This is a genomic window from Escherichia coli DSM 30083 = JCM 1649 = ATCC 11775, assembly GCF_003697165.2.
GTDB classification, from domain to species: Bacteria; Pseudomonadota; Gammaproteobacteria; order Enterobacterales; family Enterobacteriaceae; genus Escherichia; species Escherichia coli.
In genome coordinates this window covers 4,182,931-4,209,338 of the sequence record NZ_CP033092.2, presented here as the reverse complement: position 1 = coordinate 4,209,338, position 26,408 = coordinate 4,182,931, and the positions used below count along the sequence as shown (strand labels likewise).

23 protein-coding genes and 1 pseudogene are annotated in these 26,408 nt (G+C 49.8%); 9 read left to right on the top strand and 15 right to left on the bottom strand.

Annotated elements, in window-relative coordinates; genetic code table 11:
* Positions 1–34: 34 nt before the first annotated feature.
* Complete coding sequence (gene pmbA, locus EAS44_RS21670; protein WP_001162171.1) at positions 35–1,387, top strand: metalloprotease PmbA; 1,353 nt, start codon at positions 35–37, stop codon at positions 1,385–1,387.
* 182 nt (positions 1,388–1,569) lie between these two features.
* Positions 1,570–1,956 carry a cytochrome b562 gene (cybC, locus tag EAS44_RS21665; protein WP_001232255.1) on the top strand — a complete coding sequence of 129 codons (387 nt, stop codon included), beginning with the start codon at positions 1,570–1,572 and terminating at the stop codon, positions 1,954–1,956.
* A gap of 44 nt (positions 1,957–2,000) precedes the next feature.
* Here cybC and nrdG read toward each other — a convergent pair whose 3' ends face one another.
* From nrdG to treR, 5 genes are all read right to left on the bottom strand, one after another.
* Positions 2,001–2,465, bottom strand: a complete 465-nt coding sequence (gene nrdG / locus EAS44_RS21660) for an anaerobic ribonucleoside-triphosphate reductase-activating protein (RefSeq protein WP_001106226.1) — start codon at positions 2,463–2,465, stop codon at positions 2,001–2,003.
* Positions 2,466–2,622: 157 nt separating this feature from the next.
* Positions 2,623–4,761: an anaerobic ribonucleoside-triphosphate reductase gene (gene nrdD, locus EAS44_RS21655; protein ID WP_000187791.1), complete on the bottom strand. Its 2,139-nt coding sequence runs from the start codon at positions 4,759–4,761 to the stop codon at positions 2,623–2,625.
* Positions 4,762–5,154: 393 nt separating this feature from the next.
* Complete coding sequence (gene treC / locus EAS44_RS21650) at positions 5,155–6,810, bottom strand: alpha,alpha-phosphotrehalase (protein ID WP_000183355.1); 1,656 nt, start codon at positions 6,808–6,810, stop codon at positions 5,155–5,157.
* A gap of 49 nt (positions 6,811–6,859) precedes the next feature.
* Positions 6,860–8,281 carry a PTS trehalose transporter subunit IIBC gene (gene treB / locus EAS44_RS21645; protein ID WP_001299664.1) on the bottom strand — a complete coding sequence of 474 codons (1,422 nt, stop codon included), beginning with the start codon at positions 8,279–8,281 and terminating at the stop codon, positions 6,860–6,862.
* A gap of 118 nt (positions 8,282–8,399) precedes the next feature.
* Positions 8,400–9,347 (bottom strand): trehalose operon repressor TreR, encoded by a 948-nt coding sequence (gene treR, locus EAS44_RS21640; protein ID WP_001181324.1) that lies wholly within the window; start codon positions 9,345–9,347, stop codon positions 8,400–8,402.
* Between the two features lie 184 nt (positions 9,348–9,531).
* On the opposite strand from treR, the gene mgtL reads away from it, so the two are divergent.
* Both mgtL and mgtA read left to right on the top strand, forming a co-directional pair.
* Positions 9,532–9,585: a mgtA regulatory leader peptide MgtL gene (gene mgtL / locus EAS44_RS21635; protein ID WP_001387276.1), complete on the top strand. Its 54-nt coding sequence runs from the start codon at positions 9,532–9,534 to the stop codon at positions 9,583–9,585.
* A gap of 140 nt (positions 9,586–9,725) precedes the next feature.
* Positions 9,726–12,422, top strand: a complete 2,697-nt coding sequence (mgtA, locus tag EAS44_RS21630) for a magnesium-translocating P-type ATPase (protein ID WP_000471866.1) — start codon at positions 9,726–9,728, stop codon at positions 12,420–12,422.
* A 205-nt stretch (positions 12,423–12,627) separates the two neighbouring features.
* Here the strand turns inward: mgtA and ridA are convergent, their stop codons facing one another.
* The 6 genes from ridA to bdcA all read right to left on the bottom strand — a co-directional run bounded on the left by ridA (position 12,628) and on the right by bdcA (position 16,154).
* The gene (ridA, locus tag EAS44_RS21625) at positions 12,628–13,014 is read right to left on the bottom strand and encodes a 2-iminobutanoate/2-iminopropanoate deaminase (RefSeq protein WP_000047539.1); all 387 of its coding nucleotides are present in this window, start codon (positions 13,012–13,014) and stop codon (positions 12,628–12,630) included.
* Between the two features lie 72 nt (positions 13,015–13,086).
* Positions 13,087–13,548, bottom strand: coding sequence for an aspartate carbamoyltransferase regulatory subunit (gene pyrI / locus EAS44_RS21620; protein ID WP_000148581.1), 462 nt, complete (start codon positions 13,546–13,548; stop codon positions 13,087–13,089).
* A gap of 12 nt (positions 13,549–13,560) precedes the next feature.
* Positions 13,561–14,496, bottom strand: a complete 936-nt coding sequence (gene pyrB, locus EAS44_RS21615; RefSeq protein ID WP_000013046.1) for an aspartate carbamoyltransferase — start codon at positions 14,494–14,496, stop codon at positions 13,561–13,563.
* Positions 14,497–14,499: 3 nt separating this feature from the next.
* On the bottom strand, positions 14,500–14,634 hold the full coding sequence (gene pyrL, locus EAS44_RS21610) for a pyr operon leader peptide (protein ID WP_001296693.1): 135 nt from the start codon (positions 14,632–14,634) through the stop codon (positions 14,500–14,502).
* Positions 14,635–14,914: 280 nt separating this feature from the next.
* Complete coding sequence (gene yjgH / locus EAS44_RS21605) at positions 14,915–15,310, bottom strand: RidA family protein (RefSeq protein ID WP_000230264.1); 396 nt, start codon at positions 15,308–15,310, stop codon at positions 14,915–14,917.
* A gap of 130 nt (positions 15,311–15,440) precedes the next feature.
* Positions 15,441–16,154, bottom strand: coding sequence for an SDR family oxidoreductase (gene bdcA, locus EAS44_RS21600; protein WP_000500716.1), 714 nt, complete (start codon positions 16,152–16,154; stop codon positions 15,441–15,443).
* 70 nt (positions 16,155–16,224) lie between these two features.
* Here bdcA and bdcR point away from each other — a divergent pair, with 70 nt between their 5' ends.
* The 3 genes and pseudogenes from bdcR to EAS44_RS21585 all read left to right on the top strand — a co-directional run bounded on the left by bdcR (position 16,225) and on the right by EAS44_RS21585 (position 19,192).
* Positions 16,225–16,818, top strand: a complete 594-nt coding sequence (gene bdcR, locus EAS44_RS21595; protein ID WP_000256672.1) for a TetR/AcrR family transcriptional regulator — start codon at positions 16,225–16,227, stop codon at positions 16,816–16,818.
* Between the two features lie 144 nt (positions 16,819–16,962).
* The gene (gene tabA / locus EAS44_RS21590) at positions 16,963–17,415 is read left to right on the top strand and encodes a toxin-antitoxin biofilm protein TabA (protein WP_000583471.1); all 453 of its coding nucleotides are present in this window, start codon (positions 16,963–16,965) and stop codon (positions 17,413–17,415) included.
* 122 nt (positions 17,416–17,537) lie between these two features.
* Positions 17,538–19,192 (top strand): annotated as a pseudogene (locus EAS44_RS21585) (DNA-binding protein).
* A gap of 77 nt (positions 19,193–19,269) precedes the next feature.
* On the opposite strand, the gene argF reads toward EAS44_RS21585, so the two are convergent.
* Positions 19,270–20,274 (bottom strand): ornithine carbamoyltransferase, encoded by a 1,005-nt coding sequence (gene argF, locus EAS44_RS21580; protein WP_000012926.1) that lies wholly within the window; start codon positions 20,272–20,274, stop codon positions 19,270–19,272.
* A 161-nt stretch (positions 20,275–20,435) separates the two neighbouring features.
* Between argF and rraB the strand changes: the two genes are divergently transcribed.
* On the top strand, positions 20,436–20,852 hold the full coding sequence (gene rraB, locus EAS44_RS21575; RefSeq protein ID WP_000002953.1) for a ribonuclease E inhibitor RraB: 417 nt from the start codon (positions 20,436–20,438) through the stop codon (positions 20,850–20,852).
* Between the two features lie 45 nt (positions 20,853–20,897).
* Here the strand turns inward: rraB and yjgM are convergent, their stop codons facing one another.
* Positions 20,898–21,401, bottom strand: coding sequence for a GNAT family N-acetyltransferase (yjgM, locus tag EAS44_RS21570; protein WP_001059412.1), 504 nt, complete (start codon positions 21,399–21,401; stop codon positions 20,898–20,900).
* Positions 21,402–21,593: 192 nt separating this feature from the next.
* On the opposite strand from yjgM, the gene yjgN reads away from it, so the two are divergent.
* Positions 21,594–22,790 carry a YjgN family protein gene (gene yjgN, locus EAS44_RS21565; protein WP_000079658.1) on the top strand — a complete coding sequence of 399 codons (1,197 nt, stop codon included), beginning with the start codon at positions 21,594–21,596 and terminating at the stop codon, positions 22,788–22,790.
* Between the two features lie 53 nt (positions 22,791–22,843).
* On the opposite strand, the gene valS is transcribed toward yjgN, so the two are convergent.
* Together valS and holC are read right to left on the bottom strand one after the other, a co-directional pair.
* Entirely contained in the window at positions 22,844–25,699 is a 2,856-nt protein-coding gene (valS, locus tag EAS44_RS21560) for a valine--tRNA ligase (RefSeq protein ID WP_000416401.1), read from the bottom strand.
* Positions 25,699–26,142 (bottom strand): DNA polymerase III subunit chi, encoded by a 444-nt coding sequence (holC, locus tag EAS44_RS21555; RefSeq protein WP_000786399.1) that lies wholly within the window; start codon positions 26,140–26,142, stop codon positions 25,699–25,701. The genes valS and holC overlap by 1 nt, the downstream gene beginning before the upstream one ends.
* Positions 26,143–26,408 lie beyond the last annotated feature (266 nt).

Sequence of the window (26,408 nt, the reverse complement as noted above, 5' to 3'; positions counted from 1 at the left end):
TTCTCTGTTAGACTTCAGAGAAACTCTCTACATTATGGCACTTGCAATGAAAGTAATCTCTCAAGTTGAAGCGCAGCGCAAGATTCTGGAAGAAGCAGTTTCCACTGCGCTGGAGTTGGCCTCAGGTAAATCGGACGGTGCGGAAGTTGCCGTCAGCAAGACCACCGGCATTAGCGTAAGCACGCGTTATGGTGAAGTGGAGAATGTTGAATTCAATAGCGATGGCGCGCTGGGGATCACTGTTTATCACCAGAACCGCAAAGGTAGCGCATCATCCACCGATTTAAGCCCGCAGGCCATTGCCCGCACCGTACAGGCGGCGCTGGATATTGCCCGTTATACCTCGCCAGATCCCTGTGCCGGCGTGGCAGACAAAGAGCTGCTGGCCTTTGACGCACCGGATCTCGATTTGTTCCACCCTGCGGAAGTTTCCCCGGATGAAGCCATTGAACTGGCGGCCCGCGCAGAACAGGCAGCATTGCAGGCGGACAAACGCATCACCAATACCGAAGGCGGTAGCTTTAACAGCCACTACGGTGTCAAAGTTTTTGGCAACAGCCACGGCATGTTGCAGGGTTACTGCTCAACGCGTCATTCGCTCTCCAGCTGTGTAATTGCCGAAGAAAATGGCGATATGGAGCGTGATTACGCCTACACCATTGGTCGTGCGATGAGCGATCTGCAAACGCCAGAGTGGGTTGGGGCCGACTGTGCTCGCCGTACTTTATCGCGCCTGTCACCGCGTAAACTCTCCACCATGAAAGCGCCGGTCATTTTTGCCAATGAAGTGGCAACCGGGCTTTTTGGCCATCTGGTGGGGGCGATAGCGGGTGGATCGGTTTACCGTAAATCCACCTTCCTGCTGGATTCGCTGGGTAAACAAATTCTGCCGGACTGGCTGACCATTGAAGAGCATCCGCATCTGCTGAAAGGGCTGGCATCGACGCCATTTGACAGCGAAGGTGTGCGCACCGAGCGTCGCGATATTATTAAAGATGGCATCCTGACTCAGTGGCTGCTGACCAGCTACTCGGCGCGGAAACTGGGGCTGAAAAGCACCGGACATGCGGGCGGTATTCACAACTGGCGGATTGCCGGACAAGGGCTAAGCTTCGAACAAATGCTCAAAGAGATGGGTACCGGGCTGGTGGTGACGGAGCTGATGGGCCAGGGCGTGAGTGCCATTACCGGTGATTATTCCCGTGGTGCAGCGGGCTTCTGGGTAGAGAATGGCGAAATTCAGTATCCGGTTAGCGAAATCACCATCGCAGGTAATTTAAAAGATATGTGGCGCAATATTGTCACCGTCGGTAACGATATTGAAACACGCAGTAATATACAGTGTGGTTCTGTGCTGTTGCCGGAGATGAAAATCGCCGGGCAGTAAAAAACTGGCGCGACCTGCCGCGCTATAAACTAAAAAATTACACAAAATCATTTGCACTGCATCGAGACGGAAAGTGAATGAGGGCCGGGGAGCGTACTCGCAGTACGTGACCCGGGCGAATGAGCGTAGCCGTCGATGAGGCAGTGTGAAGGATGAAGTGTAAATAAAAAAGGAAGTGAGCAATGCGTAAAAGCCTGTTAGCTATTCTTGCAGTCTCCTCGTTGGTATTCAGTTCGGCGTCGTTTGCCGCTGATCTTGAAGACAATATGGAAACCCTCAACGACACTTTAAAAGTGGTCGAAAAAGCCGATAACGCGGCGCAAGTCAAAGACGCGTTAACGAAGATGCGCGCCGCAGCGCTGGATGCGCAAAAAGCAACGCCGCCGAAGCTCGAAGATAAATCACCGGACAGCCCGGAAATGAAAGACTTCCGTCACGGTTTCGATATTCTGGTTGGTCAGATTGACGACGCGCTGAAGCTGGCAAATGAAGGTAAAGTAAAAGAAGCGCAGGCTGCCGCAGAGCAACTGAAAACGACCCGCAACGCCTATCACCAGAAGTATCGTTAATTCCTCATTTCCCTGTTGCCTGCACTCAGGTAACAGGGAACTTATCATCGCAAATGATGCACCACCTGATTGCTGCTGCCGCGCCAGATCAGGGAAGGGTCTTTTAAATCCTGCACAAATTTGCCGTCGACCAGTACGTTAATCAAATCAACAACCTGCATTTGCGCAGCGTTGAGATCGTCGAGTTTATAGCCTGTCCACACCCAGATGTCTTTATCCGGACACTCGGCGCGGATGCGTTTTACCAGTTTCAGAATATCCGGCACGTTTTGCGGATGCAGCGGATCGCCGCCGGAGAGGGAAATCCCCTGGCGTTTGATACGAGTGTCATTCAGATCGTTAATGATCTGGTCTTCCATTGCTTTGGTAAATGGCTGACCAGAATTTACCCGCCATGTGCTTTTGTTATAGCAACCGGGGCATTCATGAACACACCCGGAGACAAACAGGGTGCAGCGAGTGCCGGGGCCGTTGACGATGTCGACAGGATAGTACTGATGATAATTCATTATTTCGCCTGGCTTATCAGTCCGCGTGTAGGCTGCATCCGGTAATCAATGCCTGATGCGACGCTGTCGCGTCTTATCAGGCCTGGAGCAGTTGCCAAATGTAGGCCGGATAAGGCGTTTACGCCGCATCCGGCATTTGCTTAACGTAGAGTGAAGATTAACCTATCTGCCCATTTCCCAAATGTTTAACGCGGCGCTTAACTTCTTCCTGCTTACCGGCGTTAAATGGACGTGCATCCGGGCTACCTAAATATCCGCACACGCGGCGAGTTACCGACACACGGGAGGCGTCATGGTTACCACATTTCGGGCAAGTGAAGCCTTTGCTGGTGCACTCGAACTCACCGGTAAAGCCACACTCGTAGCACTCATCAATCGGTGTATTGGTGCCGTAATACGGTACATGCTGATAGCTGTAATCCCAGACATCTTCCAGCGCCTTCAGGTTGTGCTGAATGTTTGGATACTCGCCGTAGCAAATGAAACCACCGTTCGCCAGCGGCGGGTAAGGCGCTTCAAAGTCGATCTTGTCGTACGGGTTCACCTTCTTCTCCACATCGAGGTGGAAACTGTTGGTGTAGTAACCTTTGTCCGTTACGCCCGGCACCACGCCAAACTCAGCAGTATCGAGACGGCAGAAGCGGTCGCACAGGTTTTCACTCGGCGTGCTGTAGAGACTGAAACCATAACCCGTTTCTTCTTTCCACTGATCCACTGCCTGACGCAGACGTTCAACAATCGCGATACCTTTCGCGCGGAGCTGCTCGTTGTCGTAAACATGTTCGCCGCCGAACAGCGCGTTAATGGTTTCGTGGATGCCGATGTAACCCAGCGAAATAGATGCACGACCGTTTTTGAAGATTTCAGAAACATCATCGTCAGCATTCAGACGCACGCCACAAGCGCCTTCCATATAGAGGATCGGGGCCACACGCGCTTTCACGCCTTCGAGACGAGCGATACGGGTCATCAGCGCCTTACGTGCCAGCACCAGACGTTCATCCAGCAGCTTCCAGAAGGTGGCTTCATCGCCTTTTGCTTCCAGAGCAATACGCGGCAGGTTCAGGCTGATCACGCCGAGGTTGTTACGACCATCGTGGATCTGCTCGCCGTTTTCATTTTCCCACACGCCGAGGAAGCTGCGGCAGCCCATCGGGGTTTTAAACGAACCGGTGACTTTCACTACCTGATCGTAGTTCAGGATATCCGGATACATGCGCTTGCTTGCGCACTCCAGCGCCAGCTGTTTGATGTCGTAGTTCGGATCGCCTTTTTTATGGTTCAGACCATCGCGAATCGCAAACACCAGTTTCGGGAACACCGCAGTTTTACGGTTTTTACCGAGACCTGCGATACGGTTACGCAGGATAGATTCCTGAATCAGGCGCGATTCCCAGCTGGTGCCCAGACCAAAACCAAAAGTTACAAACGGCGTTTGACCGTTGGCGGTATGCAGGGTGTTTACTTCGTACTCCAGCGACTGGAAGGCATCGTAGCACTCTTTAATGGTACGAGAGTTAGCGTAGCCTTCTGCGTCCGGGATGCTCCACTCTTCTGCGGTCTTGCGATGTTTGTTGTAGCTGGCGGTGACAAACGGTGCCAGCACTTCATCGATACGGTTAATGGTGGTGCCGCCATAAATATGGCTGGCAACCTGAGCAATAATCTGCGCAGTTACCGCGGTTGCCGTTGAGATCGACTTCGGCGGTTCAATCTCGGCGTTCCCCATTTTAAAGCCCTGGGTCAGCATGCCTTTCAGGTCGATCAACATGCAGTTGAACATCGGGAAAAACGGTGAGTAATCGAGATCGTGATAGTGAATATCGCCACGCTCATGTGCCTGCACCACGTCACGCGGCAGCAGGTGCTGACGTGCATAGTGTTTAGCCACGATCCCGGCCAGCAGGTCGCGCTGGGTTGGAATCACCTTGCTGTCTTTGTTGGCGTTTTCGTTGAGTAACGAGGCGTTGGTCTGCTCGACCAGACCACGGATCTCCTGGTTCAGGCGACCGCGTTTTTCACGTTCAATGTCGCGATCGTGACGGTACTCGATGTAAGCGCGAGCCAGTTGTTTGTATGGACCCGACATCAGCTGGTTTTCAACTGCGGTCTGGATCTCGTTGATATCCACCTGGTTGCGGCCCTGCATCTGCTCGCTGACAACCGCGGCAACAGTGGCGCAATAATCGGCATCATCGACTTCCGCTGCTTTAGCTGCACGCAGAATCGCTTCTTTGATGCGCTCTGATTTAAACGGCACTTTGCAGCCGTCTCGTTTCATCACATGCGGTGTCATGATCGCTCCATATTTTTAAGAACAGGTTATCCACAGAAATTGGGAAAGGCATTTTCCGGTTTTTTCGTTTCGTTTTCCGGTGCTTTCCGCAATCGCCATCCGCTTATCCACAACGCCGCACCTTTTTCGTGGGGAGCTGTAGTAGCAATTATAGTCGATTAATACAACATATTGGGTTGGGACGCATTTTAAAGTCTATATATAGTGCTTTGCATCAAGGATGTTTTAACTTTTTTTGATGTAGCTCAAAGTAAAAAGCAGAGCGTACGGATGACGGGCGCTACAGCGTTATGTAAATTTTTTAATGAATTTGCTGGTTGAAAAATCAACAAAAACAACATGCTGACAGACAAAACCCCGGAATGACCGGCATTACCGGGGCTTAGGGGAGATTTACTTCTGTAACCACCAGACAGCCTCAAAAGGCCGTAAAGTCATGGCACAGGGTTGTGGTGAGGCTTCTTCGTAGTTATGCATCACAAGCTGCCAGTTGCCGCGCATTTGCCCTGGCTGCCAGGGTTGGATCTCACGGCTAAGGTTGGCAATGACCAGCAAGGTTTGCCCCTTCCATTCACGGCGATAGCACCACAATACAGGGCTGTTTGGCAGCAGATCCTGGTAATTGCCCCATGTCAGGATGGCTTCCTGCTTACGCAGTGCGATTAACTTTTGGTAGGTGTAAAACACCGAGGAATCATCGGCCAGCGCGGCTTCTACGTTGATTTGTTGATAGTTATCGCCCAGGCCAATCCACGGTTCGCCAGCCGTAAACCCGGCATTATCGCCGTTGCTCCATTGCATGGGTGTGCGACTGTTGTCACGGGATTTGCTGGCGAGGATTGCCAATAACTCGTCGGCATCACGCCCATCGTTGCGTAGCTCGGCAAACATATTGAGGCTCTCCACGTCGCGATAGTCAGTAATGCGCGTGAAATGCGGGTTGGTCATGCCAATCTCTTCGCCCTGGTAGATATACGGCGTTCCCTGCATGCCATGCAGCACCATCGCCAGCATTTTTGCCGCAGGCACGCGGTATTCACCTTCATCACCAAAGCGAGAAACAATGCGCGGCTGATCGTGGTTACACCAGAACAAGGCATTCCATGCTACGTTGTGCATTCCTTGTTGCCAGTGGCGGAACAATGTTTTCAACGCCACAAAGTCAGGTTTAGCCAGCGTCCATTTTTCACCACCGGGATAATCGACCTTCAGGTGATGAAAATTAAAGGTCATCGATAATTCACTGCCTGTCAGTGCCGCGTATCGCTGGCAATGCTCAAGGCTGGTGGAGGACATTTCACCTACGGTCATTAACCCGCGTGGCGTAAACACATCGCGGTTCATCTCGTGCAAAAACTCGTGTGCTCGTGGTCCGTCGGTGTAGAAGCGACGCCCGTCGCCATCCAGGTCTTCAGGGAAACGCGGGTCTTTGGAGATCAGATTCACCACATCCAGGCGCAACCCGTCAACCCCACGATCGGCCCAGAACTCACAGACTTTTTTCAGCTCTGCGCGTACCGCTGGATTCTCCCAGTTGAGATCCGCCTGTTCTGGTGCAAAGAGATGCAAATAGTACTGTTCGCTTTCCGCATGCCAGCGCCACGCACTACCGCCAAATTTTGAACGCCAGTTGTTCGGTGGTGTTTCTGGTTCGCCATCGCGCCAGATATAAAACTGGCGGTAAGGGCTTTCTTTGTTCAGCGCCTCGCGAAACCAGGCATGTTGGGTAGAGGTATGGTTAAACACCATATCGAGAATGATACGAATCCCGCGCGATTTTGCCTGCGTCACCAGTTCGTCAAAATCGTCCAGCGTGCCGTAGGTGGGATCAATCGCCGTATAGTTCGCTACGTCGTAACCGTTATCGACCTGGGGAGAGACATAAAAGGGGGTTAGCCAGATGGCATCAACGCCCAGTTTATGCAGATAGTCCAGGCGTTGTATAACGCCACGTAAATCGCCGGTGCCGCTACCCGTGGTGTCCTGAAAACTCTTTGGATAAATCTGGTAGATAACGCCGTTTTGCCACCAGTGGGGAAGATTAGTCATTACGTTATTCCTGCAAATGCGAGGGGGCGCAATTGCGCCCCGAAGAAAATTAAACAATATCCAGCGTGCCCAGGCGGTATTTCCGCTGATAGATAAACGAGGTGAGTACAATCGGGATGATGATGGCGATAGCCATTGCCAGCGCAAACACCTGCCAGTAGCTCGGTTGAATCGAGAGAATTCCCGGTAGGCCGCCTACGCCGATGCCATTCGCCATAACGCCGTTCAGGCCGCATAGCAATCCTGCCAGACCAGAACCAATCATCGCGCACAGCATCGGGAAGCGATATTTCAGGTTGATGCCGTACATTGCAGGCTCAGTGACCCCAAGCCAGGCGGAGATCGCCGCAGGCACGGAGATCTCGCGTTCATTGTGCTTGCGGCTGGAAATGATAATGCCTATCACGGCGGAGCCCTGAGCGATATTCGACAGCGCAATCAGCGGCCACACTGGCGTACCACCCATGCTTTGAATCATCTGCAAATCAATAGCAAGCGTGGTCTGGTGTACCCCGGTGATCACCAGCGGGGCGTACAGGAAGCCAAACAATGCCGCGCCAATTGGAGCAAAGCTGCCGGTCATCAGGTGACGTACCGCAAAGGCAACGCCATCGCCAATCATGCGACCAAACGGACCAATCAGCGCATGGGCGAGGAACACCGCGAGGATCAGCGAACAGACGGGTACCACCACCAGATAGAGGTAATCCGGCACGATGCGTTTAAGGCGAGTTTCAATAACGCCCAGCGCCAGTCCGGCTAACAGTGCCGGGATCACCTGCGCCTGATAGCCTACTTTGGCGATGCTGAACATGCCAAAGTCCCACACTTCCGGCAGCTGCTGCCCGAGCAGATAAGCGTTCATCAGCTGTGGAGAAACCAGTGTCACGCCAAGCACGATACCAAGGATCGGCGTGCCGCCCATTTTTTTCACCGCTGACCAGCAAATACCGACCGGCAGGTAGAAGAAGATCGCTTCACCGATCAACCACAGAAAATCGTAGATCGTTTGCAGGGAAGGGTACATTTGCGCCAGCGTCTGACCGTTGCTCATGGGCAAATCGCCGATCACATTGCGAAAACCGAGGATCAAACCGCCGCTGATCAACGCGGGCAGCAACGGGAAGAAGATCTCCGCGAAATGAGAGATCAACTGCTCATGCCATTTCATATTCTGCCGGGCGGCTTTTTTTACCTGCTCTTTATCAACCTGCGCCTGTCCGGTTGACGCTATTAGTGCTTGATAGTAATCACCCACATTGGTGCCAATCACCACCTGAAATTGCCCGGCATTGGTGAAACAGCCTTTCACCATGGGGAGTTGCTCAATTTCTTTCGGTCTGGCATTGGCCGGTTGGTTGAGGACAAAGCGCAGGCGAGTAATACAGTGGCTCACCGTCGCAATATTGCCGCGCCCGCCGACCAGTTCAATCAACCGATCGATATCCGTTTGGTTTATTTTGCTCATCATAAAGCCCCATGGCAGATGACATTTTTGGTTGGCTGCAGAATATATTGCGCGGAAAAATTTAAAAACGGGAACGTTCCCGAAACGCAGCGAAGATCACAATTTATCGTTCAGGAAACGATCAGGACAGGGTGGCGGGGATGATGATTTGTTGCGGTTCGCTGCGCCCGGTTACCTGTGCGATCAATTGGCAGGCCGCCTGGCGTCCAGCTTCGGCGTAACCGGGATCTACGGTGACGATCTCCGGATGGAGGAATTTCATTAACGGTGTATTACCGACGCTCGCCAGTTGCAAGGTGTCGATGCGTTGCTCTTGCAGGTATTTACTTGCGCCAAGTGCCAGCGTGTCGGTTGCGCACAGTAACGCAGTAGTTTCAGGCGTAATCACTTTTGCCACGTTCTCATAGCCTTGCTTCATAGCAAGCCCTGGCAGAGCGGCAACGGGATGCAGTTTATGCGCTTTGCAGAACGCCAGGTAGGCTTCGTGACGTCGCTTACCGGTTGTCACGTCACTATGCGGCACGCCGAGATAACTGATATTACGATGCCCCTGGTCATACAGCCGTTGCATCAGGATCTTGATTGCCCCTTCGTCGTCATAACAGACCGAAGCAAAGCCTTTTGCGTCACGCGCCAGCAGAACCAGCGATGACTGCCAGTGGGCTAACATTTCTTCTGTTATGCCAGTAAAACCGAACAGCACTACGCCGTCGATATTACGCCGTTTCAGCACCCCCAAATGTTCGGCAACTAATTGTGGGGAAAACTGACTTTCCATCATGATTGGGTCGTAACCTTGTTCATAGAACGCTGGCAGCATGGTTTGAACGGCGAGATTTTCTGACAACGAATCCAGACGGGTAACAATGATGGCGACCACTTTATCGCTTTGCCCACGCATAGCGCGCGCAGAGCGGGAAGGGGAAAATCCATGCTGATTCATCACTGCTTCAACACGCTCGCGGGTGCGCTGGCTCACGCCGCTTTCGTTATTCAGCACCCGGGAAACTGTAGATTTCCCCACGCCGCTTAAGCGTGCGATGTCTTTGATGGTCAGCCGATTTTGCATCCTGTTGTCCTGTAACGTGTTGTTTAATTATTTGAGCCTAACTTTACCCGTGCATTCAGCAATGGGTAAAGTCTGGTTTATCGTTGGTTTAGTTGCCAGCAGGTATTATATCGCCATAGATGCTACGAATATTATTGGATTCTCCTTATTATTTGCGGCGCTTTTTTCACTTACCGGAGGTTATATGGAACCTGATCCCACGCCTCTCCCTCGACGGAGATTAAAACTTTTCCGGTAAGCCCGTCTTTTCACGGCGTTACCGGATGCGTAAGGCCGTGACGTTTTAACGTCCCTGCTCAGCTTTATTACCTTCAGGTAAGGCTTCGCCACGCCTGAAGACATTTCTGTACTGTTTCAGACAGTGCGGAGGGACTCCTTATGTTTAAAGAAATTTTTACCCGGCTCATTCGCCATTTACCTTCCCGTCTGGTTCATCGCGATCCATTGCCTGGCGCGCAGCAGACAGTGAATACGGCGGTCCCGCCGTCCTTAAGTGCGCATTGCCTGAAAATGGCGGTGATGCCCGAAGAAGAATTATGGAAAACGTTCGACACCCATCCGGAAGGGTTAAATCAGGCGGAAGTGGAATCTGCCCGCGAACAACATGGTGAAAATAAATTACCCGCACAACAACCGTCGCCGTGGTGGGTACATTTATGGGTCTGCTATCGCAACCCATTTAATATTTTACTCACCATTCTCGGCGCTATTTCTTACGCCACGGAAGATTTATTTGCCGCGGGCGTTATCGCGCTAATGGTCGCTATTTCTACGTTGCTGAACTTTATTCAGGAAGCACGTTCCACTAAAGCGGCAGATGCCCTGAAAGCGATGGTCAGCAATACTGCGACGGTGCTGCGCGTAATTAACGACAAAGGCGAAAATGGCTGGCTGGAGATCCCGATCGACCAGCTGGTGCCCGGCGATATTATAAAACTGGCGGCGGGGGATATGATCCCGGCAGATTTACGTATCTTGCAGGCGCGGGATCTGTTCGTCGCTCAGGCGTCGTTAACCGGTGAGTCTCTGCCCGTAGAAAAAGCAGCTACCACTCGCCAGCCGGAGCACAGCAATCCGCTGGAGTGCGACACCCTGTGTTTTATGGGCACCACCGTGGTGAGCGGCACGGCACAAGCAATGGTGATTGCTACAGGTGCCAATACCTGGTTTGGTCAACTGGCGGGGCGTGTTAGTGAGCAGGAAAGCGAGCCGAATGCCTTTCAGCAAGGGATCAGCCGCGTCAGTATGCTGCTGATTCGCTTTATGCTGGTGATGGCTCCGGTGGTGCTGTTAATCAATGGTTACACCAAAGGCGACTGGTGGGAAGCGGCACTGTTTGCGCTTTCGGTCGCGGTAGGCTTAACGCCGGAAATGTTGCCGATGATTGTTACCTCGACGCTGGCGCGCGGCGCAGTAAAGCTGTCGAAACAGAAAGTGATCGTCAAACATCTGGATGCTATTCAGAACTTTGGCGCAATGGATATTCTGTGCACTGATAAAACTGGCACCCTGACACAGGACAAAATTGTGCTGGAGAATCATACCGATATCTCCGGTAAAACCAGCGAACGCGTGCTGCATAGCGCGTGGTTGAACAGTCATTATCAGACCGGACTTAAAAACCTGCTCGATACAGCGGTGCTCGAAGGTACGGATGAAGAGTCAGCGCGCTCGCTGGCCAGTCGTTGGCAAAAAATCGATGAGATTCCGTTTGATTTCGAGCGTCGCCGGATGTCGGTGGTAGTGGCAGAAAATACCGAGCACCATCAGCTGGTTTGCAAAGGTGCATTGCAGGAAATCCTCAATGTGTGTTCGCAGGTGCGTCACAATGGCGAGATTGTGCCGCTCGATGACATCATGCTGCGTAAGATTAAGCGGGTTACTGATACGCTGAATCGTCAGGGGCTGCGCGTGGTTGCGGTGGCGACGAAATACCTGCCAGCGCGTGAAGGAGATTACCAGCGGGCGGATGAATCCGACCTGATCCTCGAAGGATATATTGCTTTCCTTGATCCGCCAAAAGAGACAACTGCTCCGGCACTGAAGGCATTAAAAGCGAGTGGAATTACCGTAAAAATCCTTACTGGCGACAGTGAGTTAGTTGCAGCGAAAGTGTGCCATGAAGTGGGGCTGGACGCGGGAGAGGTGGTCATTGGTAGTGATATTGAAACGCTATCTGACGACGAACTGGCAAATCTCGCACAGCGCACCACGCTGTTTGCTCGTCTGACGCCGATGCATAAAGAACGCATTGTGACCTTACTGAAGCGCGAAGGGCATGTGGTTGGCTTTATGGGCGATGGTATTAATGATGCGCCCGCCTTACGCGCTGCGGATATCGGCATTTCTGTGGACGGCGCGGTAGATATTGCCCGTGAAGCGGCTGATATCATCCTGCTGGAAAAAAGCCTGATGGTGCTGGAAGAGGGGGTTATTGAAGGACGTCGCACTTTCGCCAACATGCTGAAATACATCAAAATGACGGCGAGCTCCAACTTCGGTAATGTGTTCAGCGTGCTGGTGGCGAGTGCTTTCTTGCCCTTCCTGCCGATGTTGCCGTTACACTTGCTTATTCAGAACCTGCTGTATGATGTGTCACAGGTGGCGATCCCGTTTGATAACGTCGACGACGAGCAAATTCAAAAGCCGCAGCGTTGGAACCCGGCGGATCTGGGGCGCTTTATGATCTTCTTCGGACCGATCAGCTCGATCTTCGATATTCTGACGTTTTGCCTGATGTGGTGGGTATTCCATGCCAACACGCCGGAAACGCAAACGCTGTTCCAGTCGGGATGGTTTGTGGTGGGCTTACTGTCGCAAACGCTGATTGTGCATATGATCCGCACCCGCCGTGTGCCGTTTATTCAGAGCTGTGCATCGTGGCCGTTAATGATCATGACCGTGATCGTGATGATTGTCGGGATCGCATTGCCGTTTTCACCGCTGGCCAGTTATCTGCAATTACAGGCGCTGCCGTTAAGCTATTTCCCGTGGCTGGTTGCGATTCTGGCAGGGTATATGACATTAACCCAGTTGGTGAAAGGGTTCTATAGCCGTCGTTACGGCTGGCAATAAAGAATAAACTGGGCACGATAGCCCCGATTCAGATTGCAGACAAAGTAAGCTTTGTTCATGCCGGATGCGGCGTAAATGCCTTATCCGGCCAACAAATTCAATAAATTGCAGGAATCACGTAGGCCTGATAAGCGTAGCGCATCAGGCGATTTTGCGTTTGTCATCAGACTTAATCCGGGCATGATAGCCCGGATTTCCATCAAGATTAGCGACGAACAGCGATCGCTTCGATCTCAATCTTCACGTCTTTCGGCAGACGGGCGACTTCAACGCAAGAACGTGCCGGGAAGGTGGCGTTGTGTTCGGTGAAGAAGGCTTCGTAGGTAGCATTAACGGTAGCGAAGTCGTTCAGATCTTTCACAAACACGGTGGTTTTAACGATGTCGCCCACTTTCAGGCCAGCGGCTTCGACGATCGCTTTTACGTTATCCAGCGACTGACGTGCCTGTGCAGCGACGTCTGCCGGTACTTCACCCGTTTTCGGATTTACCGGGATCTGACCGGAGGTGATGATCATATTGCCCAGATCAACGCCCTGTACGTAAGGACCGATAGCTGCCGGTGCATTTTCCGTCGCGATAGTTTTGCTCATGATTTCTCCTTTATTACAGCGGTAAAAAGTCTGGCTCATTATAGGGAGCCAGACTTTTATTACCAACCGCAATTAATTGGCCAGCACCACATTATGGGAAAACTCTTTTTCACAGTATTTGCATTTGAGCGCGATGTCATTGGCGCGTTTTCGCACGGCAAAGCTGGAAGAAACCGGTTCGGCATGGCTGATACAGTTGCTGTTCGGGCAGACCAGCACATTGTCGATGCGCTCTGGCAGACTGGGGCGCGATTTACCCACCACTTCATAGTTGTCGATACGGTTAACCGTGGCTTGCGGCGCATACAATGCCAGTTGATCTACCTGATCTTCACTCAAAAAGGTATTTTCGATTTTGATCAGATCTTTGCGGCCCATCTCGCCAGAAGGCAAGTTCAGACCGATGGTGATGCGCTGATCCGTTTCGGTCAGCTTGAACAGACTCAACAGCTTAAAACCGATCTGGGCGGGGATATGGTCAATTACCGTGCCGCGTTTAATAGCTTCAACCTGCAATTTATTATCGTGTGTCATCTCTATTTCCCCTTACAGTACCAGATCGCGATTCAGAACCAGTGCCAGTAACGCCTGGCGAGCGAAAATCCCGTTGCCTGCCTGCTGGAAGTACCAGGCGTGTGGCGTTTTATCCACATCGGTGGCAATCTCATCAACACGCGGCAGCGGATGCAGCACTTTCATATTGGCTTTGGCGTTGTGGAGATCGCTGGCGCGAAGAACAAACTGCGCTTTCACGTTGGCGTACTCGGACGGGTCCAGACGCTCTTTTTGCACGCGGGTCATGTACAGGATGTCTACTTCCGCCATCACTTCTTCAATAGAGCTGTGCAGACTCCATGCGATCCCTTTTTCATCGAGCATATCCAGAATGTATTGCGGCATTGCCAGCGCGTCCGGCGCGATGAAGTAAAAACGGTTGCCGTCGAACTTCGCTAACGCCTGAGTCAGGGAGTGAACGGTGCGGCCATATTTCAGGTCACCAACCATTGCGACGTGGAGATTGTCCAGACGCCCCTGGGTTTCCTGAATAGTGAATAAGTCCAGCAAGGTTTGCGTCGGATGTTGGTTGGAGCCATCACCGGCATTCAGTACCGGTACATTGCCGGAAAACTCGGTGGCCAGGCGCGCCGCACCTTCCTGCGGATGACGCATCACTATCGCATCGACGTAAGTGCTGATAACCGAAATGGTATCGGCCAGCGTTTCGCCCTTTTTACCCAGTGATGTATTGGCGCTGTCGGAGAAGCCCACCACGCTGGCACCCAGGCGGTGCATGGAAGTTTCGAAAGAGAGGCGGGTACGGGTAGAGGCTTCGAAGAAACAGCTGGCAATGACTTTGTGCTTCAACAGCTCTGGTTGCGGGTTTGCTTTCAGTTTCGCCGCTGTCGCCAGCACCAGATTAAGGTCATCGCGACTAAGGTCGTTTATGGAAATGATATGTTTCTGATATAGCGGATTAGCCATCTTTTATCTCCTGACGCCTGGGCAAAAAAAAGCCCCTCGATTGAGGGGCTGGGAATGGGTGATCAACGGGAAGAAAAACGGCAGGCCAGCGTCTTTTTTCAGACGCGGTAAGACAAAATGTCGAACACACTGAACCATACATCCTCCCGGCAAATTGTCCGGCATTATACTCATCGTCAGAAGCGGCGCAAGCATTTGATGCAATATTTTGTCAGCGCAAACGGTTTATTTGAATTAAAAGTCAAAGTATATGCATTTTTATTTGATGTGATTCTGCAGGGGAACTGTCCTTCGGTATCAATAATTGCAGACATTCCCTGCTTTTTCCTTTTTCACTTTCACGCAATCAGATATGCATTTTATTCCATTCATCCGACTTATAGGGCGGAGTGTGAAAGCGAACGGCTAACACTATTGCTTACTGCTCAGGGATGCGCGCTATCACTTTAATTTCAAAATCAAAGCCTGCCAGCCATGTAACACCCACCGCCGTCCAGTTTGGATAAGGTGGGGCGCTAAATATTTCATTTTTCACCGTCATGATGTCTTCAAATTGGTTTTCTGGATCGGTATGGAAGCTCGTAACATCAATGATATCGTCAAAAGTGCATCCCGCAGCAGCCAGGGTCGCATGCAAATTATCAAATGCCAGTCTGACTTGTTGCTGAAAATCGGGTTCTGGTGTTCCGTCCTCTCGACTTCCTACTTGCCCGGAAACAAACAGCAAATCGCAGGAACGAATAGCCGCAGAATAACGATGCTCAGCATACAGTGAATGTCGGCCAGCAGGGAAAACAGCGGTTCTTTCTACCATTTGGTTATCCTCAAGATTTACGACATGAACAGAAGATTTCTCTTTACCGGGAGCCGCTTTTAGCGGACGACGTGAGTAAACAAAACCCAGACATCATGGATAATGGCTGGGCTTAATTGAGCGTAGTCGGTTATGCGCCAAACGCGCCATCAATGGTATGCATCGCGCCGGTAACAAAACTGGCTTCTGGCCCTGCTAACCATGCGACCATACCAGCGACCTCTTCCGGTTGCCCATGTCTTTTGATAGCCATAAAACCATGCAACATATCGCGCATTGGCCCGTTGGCGGGATTAGCGTCGGTATCAATTGGCCCTGGCTGGACGACGTTGATGGTGATCCCACGCGGTCCAAAATCACGGGCCAGCCCGCGCGACATGCCTTGTAGGGCAGATTTACTGGCGGCATAAGCAGCCATGCCTGCAACAGGCATACGATCGCCATTCACGGAGCCGATGATTAAGATGCGCCCGCCTTCGGGCATCTGCCGGGCGGCTTCAACAGAGGCATGGTAAGGAGCATGAATATTGATTTTGAAAAGGCGATCAATATCGTCGGCATTTAATTCCAGGGCATCGCCAAAGACGCCAATACCTGCATTTACCACCAGGATATCCAATGCGCCGCTCTTACGAACGACATCAATAACAGCGTCTCTGTCAGCACTATCTGTGAATACTGCTGTTGCTCCAGTCTCTTGTGCCAGGCGTTCAGCGGCATCTTTCGACCCCGCATAGGTGAATCGTACATTGGCCCCATCGGTGACGAAACGACGTACGATAGCGGCACCGATTCCACGGCTACCACCGAGGATGAGAACTGTCTTACCTGTAAAAGCGCCCATAAGGACTCCTTGATTTATTATGTAACATGCATTACAAAACTGTTTTAACTTTCTGTCAACAAGTTTTGTAATGGTCACTAAAAAACAATCTCGCGTTCCAGGTCGTCCCAGACGTTTCGCTCCTGAGCAGGCAGTCTCTGCGGCAAAAGTGCTTTTTCACCAAAAAGGTTTCGATGCTGTCAGTGTTGCTGAAGTTACTGATTATCTTGGTATTAACCCCCCGAGCCTCTACGCGGCTTTTGGCAGTAAGGCTGGGTTATTTAGCCGTGTACTCAATGAATATGTCGGTACGGAAGCTATTCCGCTTGCCGATATTCTTCGTGATGATCGTCCGGTAGGCGAGTGCCTGGTTGAGGTATTAAAAGAAGCGGCGCGCAGATATAGCCAAAACGGCGGCTGCGCTGGCTGTATGGTTCTTGAAGGTATTCATAGTCATGATCCACAAGCGCGTGATATTGCCGTTCAATATTATCACGCCGCAGAAACGACCATTTATGACTATATCGCCAGGCGGCATCCACAAAGCGCACAATGTGTGACTGATTTTATGAGTACCGTGATGTCAGGGCTTTCTGCGAAGGCACGGGAGGGGCACTCCATCGAACAACTCTGTGCAACAGCTGCACTGGCGGGGGAAGCGATAAAAACTATTCTCAAGGAGTGATGCTGGCCTTGACCCGAAAGGCGGGAACGCGCCTGCCGATAAGTTGTGATAAGACAATAATTCACGCGTTAAGGCTGGCGGAATTGATCATCTTTTCGTATAACGATAGAAATGAAACATTGTTTTAATTAAGGAGTGGAAAAGATGATCATCGGAAATATTCATAATCTTCAGCCGTGGCTACCCCAGGAGTTACGCCAGGCGATTGAGCATATCAAAGCACACGTTACGGCAGAAACGCCAAAGGGCAAGCACGATATCGAAGGCAATCGTCTGTTTTATCTTATCTCGGAAGATATGACCGAGCCGTACGAAGCTCGCCGTGCGGAGTACCATGCCCGCTATCTCGACATTCAGATTGTGTTAAAAGGTCAGGAAGGCATGACCTTCAGCACGCAACCTGCAGGTACGCCGGAGACCGACTGGTTAGCAGATAAAGACATCGCATTTTTGCCGGAAGGCGTTGATGAGAAAACAGTTATCCTAAATGAAGGTGATTTTGTTGTGTTTTATCCGGGGGAAGTGCATAAACCGCTGTGCGCAGTGGGCGCACCAGCCCAGGTTCGCAAAGCAGTAGTGAAGATGCTGATGGCGTGATGACTTTTCGCCGTAAATAACTCCAGGTTTACGGCGAGCTTATGAAAAGAGCGTTTTTTGATATTTTTTTGTGAGTAGAATTTGTAATGCTTAGACGTTCTTATTAACTCAAGGAGTCCGTCATGAGCAAAATATCAGATTTGAATTATTCTCAACACATTACATTAGCCGACAATTTTAAACAAAAAAGTGAAGTTTTAAATACCTGGCGTGTTGGAATGAATGATTTTGCCCGTATTGCCGGGGGGCAGGATAGCAGAAGGAATATTCTTTCTCCCAGAGCATTTTTGGAGTTTTTGGCAAAAATATTTACCCTGGGTTATGTGGATTTTAGCAAACGCTCCAACGAAGCGGGTAGAAATATGATGGCTCATATTGAGTCCTCATCTTATATCAAAAATAATGATGGCAGTGAAATAATGAATTTTGTTATGAATAATCCTGAAGGTGAGCGTGCGGATTCATCTAAGGTGATTATAGAAATTTCACTTTCTACTACCACTACTATGGGGACTCGTCAAGGACATACAGCCATTATATTTCCACAATCTGATTTTTTGAGTTTTCGTTATGAAGGTAAGTCTTTTGAAAGAAAAGATGATAGTTCATTACACCTGATTACTAACAAGGTTCTGGCGTGTTACCAACGCGAAGCTAACAAGGAAATAGCTCGTCTATTAAATATTCCGCAGGAGTTAAATAATCCTCATGACTTAAATTACTCGCAGGTGAGTTGTAAAAACTCAGTTGATTCTACGATTACGGATTTATTAGAAAAACCATTGAACAATGCATTATTAGCAATAAGGAAAGAACATCTGCTATTAATGCCTTATATGTGTAATGAATCGATTTCATACTTACTTGGTGAAAAATGGACACTGAAAGAAATAGATGCCCTTAACGCCTTAAATAATTATCTTATTAATAATAAGAAAGCTACTGACAATGAAATTAATGACATCAAAGTTAACCTGTCTCATATTCTTATTGATTCCTTAGATGATGCGAAAGTTAACCTTACACCGGTTATCGGTTCGATTCTGGAGACTTTTTTAAAATCCCCATATATTAATGATGTAAGAATGCTGGATTGGTGTTTTAATAAAAGCATGCAATATTTTGGTGATTCTGAAAAGATAAAGTATGCATGCTCTGTGATAAATCATATTGATTTTAGTCGCGATCAATCTAAAGATTTTAGCTGCGATCAATCTAAAATTAAAATAGCTGAGACCTTATTTTTTAATCTCGATAAAGAACCCTATGAAAATAGCCGTAAATTACAGGAATTGATTTGGGATAAGTTGGTTGCGTATGTCAATGATTTTAACTTAAGCAATCAAGAAAAATCACGCTTAATACTAAGGTTATTTGATGATGTTAAGTTGCTATTTAATGAAGTGCCTGTCAGCATTTTAGTAAATGATATTTTTTTGAAGGATTTTTTCATGAGGCAACCTGATTTTGCGAAGTGGTACTTCTATCAATTACTTAAGAAGTATGAGGGCGAACAGCTGTATCTTAATGAGTTAGGATATGTTTATGGTAATGAAGAAAAAACAAATGAAATTGTAAAAAAACATCCGGGTTATGTCATTAAGATTTTTGAAGAAAAGATGGGTAATGAATTAAAAATTAGAACAAGAATGATGAAAATCCTCCGGAATGGCAAAATCAATATATATGAATATATGAATATATTAATAATGAACAGTTGGGAAAATTAAATCCTCCGGAAGATTTACGTATAGTAATAGAAAAATTTGGGTGGTAGAATAGAACTATTACTACATAAAATAATGTGATGCCGGGATAGTTTTGTATTTCCCGGCATCTTTATAGCGATATCAATTATTTACTGAGCGTCGCGACCATCACCGCTTTGATGGTATGCATACGGTTTTCCGCCTGATCAAAAACAATGCTGGCGGCAGATTCGAAGACCTCATCAGTCACTTCCATTCCGCCATGTAGGCCAAATTCTTCCGCCATTTTCTTACCAAGCGTCGTTTGGTCGTCATGAAACGCGGGCAGGCAGTGGAGGAATTTGACCTCCGGGTTACCAGTCAACTGCATCATCTTGCTGTTCACCTGATAATCACGCAGCAATGCAATCCGTTCCGCCCATTTCTCTTTTGCTTCACCCATCGACACCCATACATCGGTATAGATAAAGTCAGCACCTTCAACTCCTTTGGCTACATCTTCCGTCAGCGTAATATCCCCGCCATTTTGCTGTGCCAGGGCGCGGCATTCCGTAACCAGCGCAGCTTCCGGCCAGCATGCCTTTGGCGCGACCAGACGCAAATCCAGACCGGTAAGCGCCGCAGCTTCAAGCATCGAGTTTCCCATGTTGTTACGTGCGTCACCTGCATAGACCAGCGTCATTTCGTTGAATGTTTTACCGGGCAAATGCTCTTGCATGGTGAGAAGATCCGCCAGCAGCTGGGTGGGGTGGAACTCATTGGTCAGGCCGTTCCATACTGGCACGCCAGCGTATTCCGCCAGTGTTTCGACAATCTCCTGACCATAGCCGCGATACTGAATACCGTCATACATGCGACCAAGCACGCGGGCAGTGTCTTTAATCGACTCTTTATGACCAATCTGGCTGCCGCTTGGGCCGAGATAAGTAACGCGAGCACCCTGGTCATATGCGGCAACTTCGAAAGAGCATCGGGTACGAGTCGAGTCTTTTTCGAAGATGAGCGCGATGTTTTTACCAGTGAGTTTGGCTTCTTCTTTACCACTTTTCTTATCGGCTTTCAGCTTCGCGGCTAACTGCAGCAGGCTGTTGAGTTCAGCTGGCGTGAAATCGAGTAATTTCAGGAAATGCTTATGATAAAACCCAGACATAGATCCCTCCTGTGGCTAACGCCTCAATGAATTAAAATTCAATTTATATGGATGGTTATTCATTTGCAAGTCTAAAGCATAAATCTTTGTCACAAAGGTGGAGGCAATGTCAGTGGTGTGTGACAATAAGAGTATCGGCAGGACATTAAGAGGAATGAGCCATGGCAAACCCGGAACAACTGGAAGAACAGCGTGAAGAAACACGTTTGATTATTGAAGAATTACTGGAAGATGGCAGCGATCCGGACGCGCTGTACACCATCGAACACCATCTTTCCGCAGACGATCTGGAAACCCTGGAAAAAGCAGCAGTTGAAGCGTTTAAACTTGGTTATGAAGTGACCGATCCAGAAGAGCTGGAAGTTGAAGATGGTGATATCGTGATTTGCTGCGACATCCTCAGCGAGTGCGCGTTGAATGCCGATCTGATCGATGCCCAGGTTGAACAACTGATGACGCTGGCGGAGAAATTTGACGTTGAGTACGACGGTTGGGGCACTTACTTTGAAGATCCTAACGGCGAAGACGGCGACGATGAAGATTTTGTCGATGAAGACGATGACGGGGTTCGCCACTAATTAATTGATTAAAATGCCCGATAGCACACACTAGCGGGCATTTTTTTAGAGTTCGCGTAGCATCCGCACTTCACAATCGACATGGCCCGTGCAGCCAAGCGCATAGTCGATATGCTCAAAGCCCAAATGCTCATAAAGCGCAATGGCTTCCTTTAAAAAAGCGGTCGTTTCCAGATAGCAGCGTTTGAAGCCCATCTCTCGTGCCTGCTCCATCGCCATTAAGGCCAGTTTTTTCGCCAGCCCTTTACCGCGAATAGCCGGAAGAAAATACATCTTTTGCAGTTCGCAAATGTCCGATTCACTACCTGCTAATGGCGCAATCCCACCGCCGCCGACCACTTCACCATCGAACTCAACCACCCAATATGCATGGCCAGGCTGACTATACACTTGATACAACTCGTCAAGGTTCGGATCGGCGACGGTGTAGCCTTTATCAGCGGTAAGACCGTATTCGGCGGATACCTGACGAATGACGCGGGCGATAGCGGGATTATCCTGCTGCGTCAGGCGACGCATTACAGGTGATTGCGGCGCAATGTTATTCATAGTTTAACCCAATAAAAATAAAGTAATTATACATTTGTTTAATACCACTCTCTTCTTACGTGCGCAAGCGACTTATAAAGTAATAAAGTTTTTGCCAGCCTATTACTGATAAGAGTATTGTAACGTGGCAGAACATTTTACTGTCTGTATCTATAAATTATATCAATGGATTTTTTAATTCAGGGAATTTTTATGGCTCAAGTTATTAATGAAATGGATGTTCCGTCCCATTCGTTTGTTTTTCATGGCACAGGTGAGAGATATTTTCTTATTTGTGTGGTGAATGTGTTGTTAACGATTATAACGCTAGGTATCTATTTACCATGGGCATTAATGAAATGTAAGCGTTATCTCTATGCTAATATGGAAGTTAACGGACAACGATTTTCTTATGGAATTACCGGTGGGAATGTTTTTGTTAGTTGTCTTGTTTTTGTTTTTTTCTATTTCGCAATCTTAATGACAGTGTCAGCAGATATGCCGCTTGTTGGCTGTGTTTTGACTTTGTCACTGTTGGTTTTGCTTATATTTATGGCAGCAAAAGGACTGCGTTATCAGGCCTTGATGACCAGTCTCAACGGCGTAAGATTTAGTTTTAATTGCTCTTTGAAAGGGTTCTGGTGGGTAACCTTTTTCTTGCCGATTTTAATGGCCATTGGGATGGGGACTGTTTTCTTTATCTCGACAAAGATGCTACATGCCAATAGTTCAAGTAGTGTTATTATATCTGTGGTTCTGATGGCAATAGTTGGTATTGTTTCCATTGGTATTTTTAATGGTACTTTATATAGTCTGGTAATGAGTTTTCTCTGGAGCAATACCAGTTTCGGTATACATCGTTTCAAGGTGAAATTAGATACTACGTATTGTATAAAATATGCCATTCTCGCATTTTTAGCTTTATTACCTTTTCTCGCTGTTGCTGGTTATATTATCTTCGATCAAATATTAAATGCGTATGATAGTTTTGTGTATGCAAATGATGATATTGAGAATTTACAGCAATTTATGGAAATGCAACGTAAAATGATAATCGCGCAGTTAATCTATTATTTTGGGATTGCTGTTAGCACCAGTTATTTAACGGTGTCGTTGCGAAATCATTTTATGAGCAACCTGTCACTGAATGATGGGCGTATTCGTTTTCGCTCAACTTTAACTTACCACGGTATGCTTTATCGCATGTGTGCGTTGGTAGTGATATCCGGGATTACGGGCGGTCTGGCTTATCCACTGCTGAAAATATGGATGATTGACTGGCAGGCAAAAAATACGTATTTGCTGGGCGATTTGGATGACCTTCCTTTAATCAATAAAGAAGAACAACCAGATAAAGGCTTCTTAGCCAGTATTTCACGGGGAATTATGCCTTCTTTACCATTTCTGTAAGAGATAAAAAAGGCCGGAGCATTCTCCGGCCTTCGTTTTCATCACGGTGTTGATTACAGCGCGGCGATAACAGCCTGCTGTTCAATCAGCTTCGCTTTCGCTTCCGCATAGCCTTCCAGCTTCTCACGCTCTTTCGCGATGACCGCTTCCGGTGCGCGGGCGACAAAGCCTTCATTCGCCAGCTTGTTCTCGATACGGCTGATTTCGCCTTCGATCTTCGCCACTTCTTTCGCCAGACGCGCCAGCTCATCTTCTTTGTTGATGAGGCCAGCCATCGGGATCAGCAGCTCTGCGCCGTCGATGATCTTCGTAACGGAAACCGGACCTTTGTCATCGGCAGGCAGCACGGTGATGCTTTCCAGACGCGCCAGGGTTTGCAGGAAGCCACGGTTTTCATTTATGCGACGTTCTGCATCCGCGCTGCAACCACGCAGCAGCAGCTCCAGCGGTTTGCCCGGCGCGATGTTCATTTCTGCACGGATGTTACGTACCGCAACGATCGCCTGTTTCAGCCATTCGGTGTCGGCCAGTGCGGCTTCATCAACCTGAGATGCATCGTACTGCGGGAACGGCTGCAGCATGATGGTGTCGGCAGTGATACCGCAAAGTACTTTCACACGCTGCCAGATGGTTTCGGTGATGAACGGAATGATCGGATGCGCGAGGCGCAGCAGACCTTCCAGTACAGTCACCAGCGTATGGCGAGTACCGCGCAGTTCGGCTTCGGTGCCACCGTTCATTACCGGCTTGGTCAGCTCCAGATACCAGTCACAGAACTGGTTCCAGGTGAACTCATACAGAATGCCTGCAGCGATATCGAAGCGGAAGCTGTCCAGCGCTTCGCGGTACGCTTTGATGGTCTGGTTGAACTCTGCCAGAATCCAGCGGTCCGCCAGCGACAGTGTCATTTCGCCGCCGTTAAAGCCGCAATCCTGACCTTCTGTGTTCATCAGCACAAAGCGGCTGGCGTTCCACAGCTTGTTACAGAAGTTACGGTAACCTTCCAGGCGCTTCATATCCCAGTTGATGTCACGACCGGTAGACGCCAGCGCCGCCAGGGTGAAGCGCAGGGCATCGGTGCCGTGCGGCTCAATGCCGTTCGGGAACTGTTTCTCGGTGCGCTTACGGATTTTGTCCGCCAGCTGCGGCTGCATCATATTGCCGGTACGTTTTTCCAGCAGTTCTGGCAGCGAAATACCGTCAACCATATCCAGCGGGTCGATAACGTTACCCTTGGATTTGGACATTTTCTGGCCTTCGTCGTCACGAATCAGACCGGTCATGTAAACAGTGTGGAACGGCACCTGCGGTTTGCCATTTTCATCTTTGATGAAGTGCATGGTCATCATGATCATGCGGGCAATCCAGAAGAAGATGATGTCGAAGCCGGATACCATCACGCTGGTTGGGTGGAACTGACGCAGGGCGTCGGTGTTTTCCGGCCAGCCAAGGGTAGAGAAGGTCCACAGCGCAGAAGAGAACCAGGTGTCGAGAACGTCTTCGTCCTGACGCAGGGCAACGTCGGCACCGAGGTTATTTTCCTTGCGCACTTCTTCTTCGTTGCGGCCAACATAAACATTACCCGCTTCGTCATACCATGCCGGGATACGGTGACCCCACCACAGCTGACGAGAGATACACCAGTCCTGAATATCGCGCATCCAGGAGAAATACATGTTTTCGTACTGCTTCGGTACGAACTGAATGTCGCCGTTCTCAACCGCTTCAACCGCCGGTTTCGCCAGTACATCGGCACGCACGTACCACTGGTCGGTCAGCATTGGTTCGATAACTACGCCGCCACGGTCGCCGTAAGGAACGGTCAGGTCGTGCGGTTTAATTTCTTCCAGCAGGCCGAGTGCGTCAACCGCAGCAACGACTGCTTTACGTGCGGCAAAACGCTCCAGTTTCTGGAATTCTGCCGGGATCTCGCTGGAATAAACGTCAGATTCGTTACCTTTGGTATCGAACACCTGGGCGCTTTCACGGATATCGCCGTCAAAGGTCAGGATGTTGATCATCGGCAGGGCGTGACGTTTACCGACTTCATAGTCGTTAAAGTCGTGCGCCGGGGTGATCTTCACGCAGCCGGTGCCTTTTTCCATGTCGGCGTGTTCGTCGCCAACGATCGGAATACGACGGTTAACCAGCGGTAGAATGACATATTTGCCAATCAGGTCTTTGTAACGCGGATCTTCCGGGTTAACGGCTACACCGGTATCGCCCAGCAGGGTTTCCGGACGGGTAGTCGCAACCACCAGGTAATCTTTACCGTCTGCGGTTTTCGCACCGTCAGCCAGCGGATAGCGGATGTGCCACATCGAACCTTTCGATTCGCGGTTTTCCACTTCCAGGTCAGAGATAGCGGTGCGCAGTTTCGGGTCCCAGTTTACCAGGCGTTTGCCACGGTAAATCAGGTCTTCTTTATACAGACGAACGAAAACTTCTTTCACCGCATTGGACAGGCCTTCGTCCATCGTGAAGCGTTCACGCTCCCAGTCCACGGAGTTGCCGAGACGGCGCATCTGACGGGTAATGGTGCCGCCGGATTCCGCTTTCCATTCCCAAATTTTGTCGATGAAAGCTTCGCGGCCGTAGTCGTGACGGGTTTTACCTTCTTCTGCGGCAATCTTGCGCTCAACGACCATCTGGGTAGCGATCCCGGCGTGGTCAGTACCGACCTGCCACAGGGTGTTTTTGCCCTGCATGCGCTGATAGCGGATCATGGTATCCATGATGGTTTGCTGGAAGGCGTGACCCATATGCAAACTGCCGGTGACGTTCGGCGGCGGGATCATGATGCAGAAACTTTCCTGGCTTTCATCGCCATTAGGCTTAAAGTAGCCCTGCTTTTCCCAGTGCTCGTAAAGCGGCTGTTCGATATCTTGTGGGTTATATGTCTTTTCCATTATTTCCAGGTTGCCGTATTCAGGTTGAAACCAGCCACGCGGTAGGCTTTATAGCGTTCGCGCGCCAGTTGTTTCAGAGAATCTTCATAAGGAACGAAGTCTACCACTTCTGTGAAAGCGGTGGCAAAATCTGCAAAGCTTGTTCGCAGACTAATCAATATATCGCGCGGGCTGCTGCTGCGTTTTTGCGGCCAGGCGATCTCCACCGGCGCACCGCCGCGCGGTCCTTCTCCCGCTAAATTATGCGGAACAAAGCTTTCTGCCGGACGCGCCCACAGGGCTTCATCCAGCCGGTAAGCCTGCTTTTCATCTTCACAGGCGATGAGCACGCGCTTACCGCTGCGCCAACGTTCTGCGGCAATTTCACACACCAGTTGCTCAACGGCGCTTAAGCCATCGACGGTGGTGTCATTGTCCAGAAGGTAGAACGTCGCGTTTTTCATATATGGGGCTTCTTGTGGTGGATTTAAATACGCATCAGGTATACACCGCAGCGCCTGATGCGACGCTGTTGTGTCTTATCAGGCCTACGAGTTCAGTGCTGTGTGTAGGTCGGATAAGGCGCTCACGCCGCATCCGACAATAACAGCATTGCCTGATGCGACGCTGCCGCGTCTTATCAGGCCTACGAGTTCGGTGCTGTGTAGGTCGGATAAGGCGTTCATGCCGCATCCGACAATAACAGCATTGCCTGATGCGACGCTTGCGC

Excerpts from the sequence above, each read along its gene's own strand:
- pmbA (WP_001162171.1), top strand. The coding sequence starts at position 35 with ATGGCACTTGCAATGAAAGTAATCTCTCAAGTTGAAGCGCAGCGCAAG.
- cybC (WP_001232255.1), top strand. The coding sequence starts at position 1,570 with ATGCGTAAAAGCCTGTTAGCTATTCTTGCAGTCTCCTCGTTGGTATTC.
- nrdG (WP_001106226.1), bottom strand. The coding sequence starts at position 2,465 with ATGAATTATCATCAGTACTATCCTGTCGACATCGTCAACGGCCCCGGC.
- nrdD (WP_000187791.1), bottom strand. The coding sequence starts at position 4,761 with ATGACACCGCATGTGATGAAACGAGACGGCTGCAAAGTGCCGTTTAAA.
- treC (WP_000183355.1), bottom strand. The coding sequence starts at position 6,810 with ATGACTAATCTTCCCCACTGGTGGCAAAACGGCGTTATCTACCAGATT.
- treB (WP_001299664.1), bottom strand. The coding sequence starts at position 8,281 with ATGATGAGCAAAATAAACCAAACGGATATCGATCGGTTGATTGAACTG.
- treR (WP_001181324.1), bottom strand. The coding sequence starts at position 9,347 with ATGCAAAATCGGCTGACCATCAAAGACATCGCACGCTTAAGCGGCGTG.
- mgtA (WP_000471866.1), top strand. The coding sequence starts at position 9,726 with ATGTTTAAAGAAATTTTTACCCGGCTCATTCGCCATTTACCTTCCCGT.
- ridA (WP_000047539.1), bottom strand. The coding sequence starts at position 13,014 with ATGAGCAAAACTATCGCGACGGAAAATGCACCGGCAGCTATCGGTCCT.
- pyrI (WP_000148581.1), bottom strand. The coding sequence starts at position 13,548 with ATGACACACGATAATAAATTGCAGGTTGAAGCTATTAAACGCGGCACG.
- pyrB (WP_000013046.1), bottom strand. The coding sequence starts at position 14,496 with ATGGCTAATCCGCTATATCAGAAACATATCATTTCCATAAACGACCTT.
- pyrL (WP_001296693.1), bottom strand. The coding sequence starts at position 14,634 with ATGGTTCAGTGTGTTCGACATTTTGTCTTACCGCGTCTGAAAAAAGAC.
- yjgH (WP_000230264.1), bottom strand. The coding sequence starts at position 15,310 with ATGGTAGAAAGAACCGCTGTTTTCCCTGCTGGCCGACATTCACTGTAT.
- bdcA (WP_000500716.1), bottom strand. The coding sequence starts at position 16,154 with ATGGGCGCTTTTACAGGTAAGACAGTTCTCATCCTCGGTGGTAGCCGT.
- bdcR (WP_000256672.1), top strand. The coding sequence starts at position 16,225 with ATGGTCACTAAAAAACAATCTCGCGTTCCAGGTCGTCCCAGACGTTTC.
- tabA (WP_000583471.1), top strand. The coding sequence starts at position 16,963 with ATGATCATCGGAAATATTCATAATCTTCAGCCGTGGCTACCCCAGGAG.
- argF (WP_000012926.1), bottom strand. The coding sequence starts at position 20,274 with ATGTCTGGGTTTTATCATAAGCATTTCCTGAAATTACTCGATTTCACG.
- rraB (WP_000002953.1), top strand. The coding sequence starts at position 20,436 with ATGGCAAACCCGGAACAACTGGAAGAACAGCGTGAAGAAACACGTTTG.
- yjgM (WP_001059412.1), bottom strand. The coding sequence starts at position 21,401 with ATGAATAACATTGCGCCGCAATCACCTGTAATGCGTCGCCTGACGCAG.
- yjgN (WP_000079658.1), top strand. The coding sequence starts at position 21,594 with ATGGCTCAAGTTATTAATGAAATGGATGTTCCGTCCCATTCGTTTGTT.
- valS (WP_000416401.1), bottom strand. The coding sequence starts at position 25,699 with ATGGAAAAGACATATAACCCACAAGATATCGAACAGCCGCTTTACGAG.
- holC (WP_000786399.1), bottom strand. The coding sequence starts at position 26,142 with ATGAAAAACGCGACGTTCTACCTTCTGGACAATGACACCACCGTCGAT.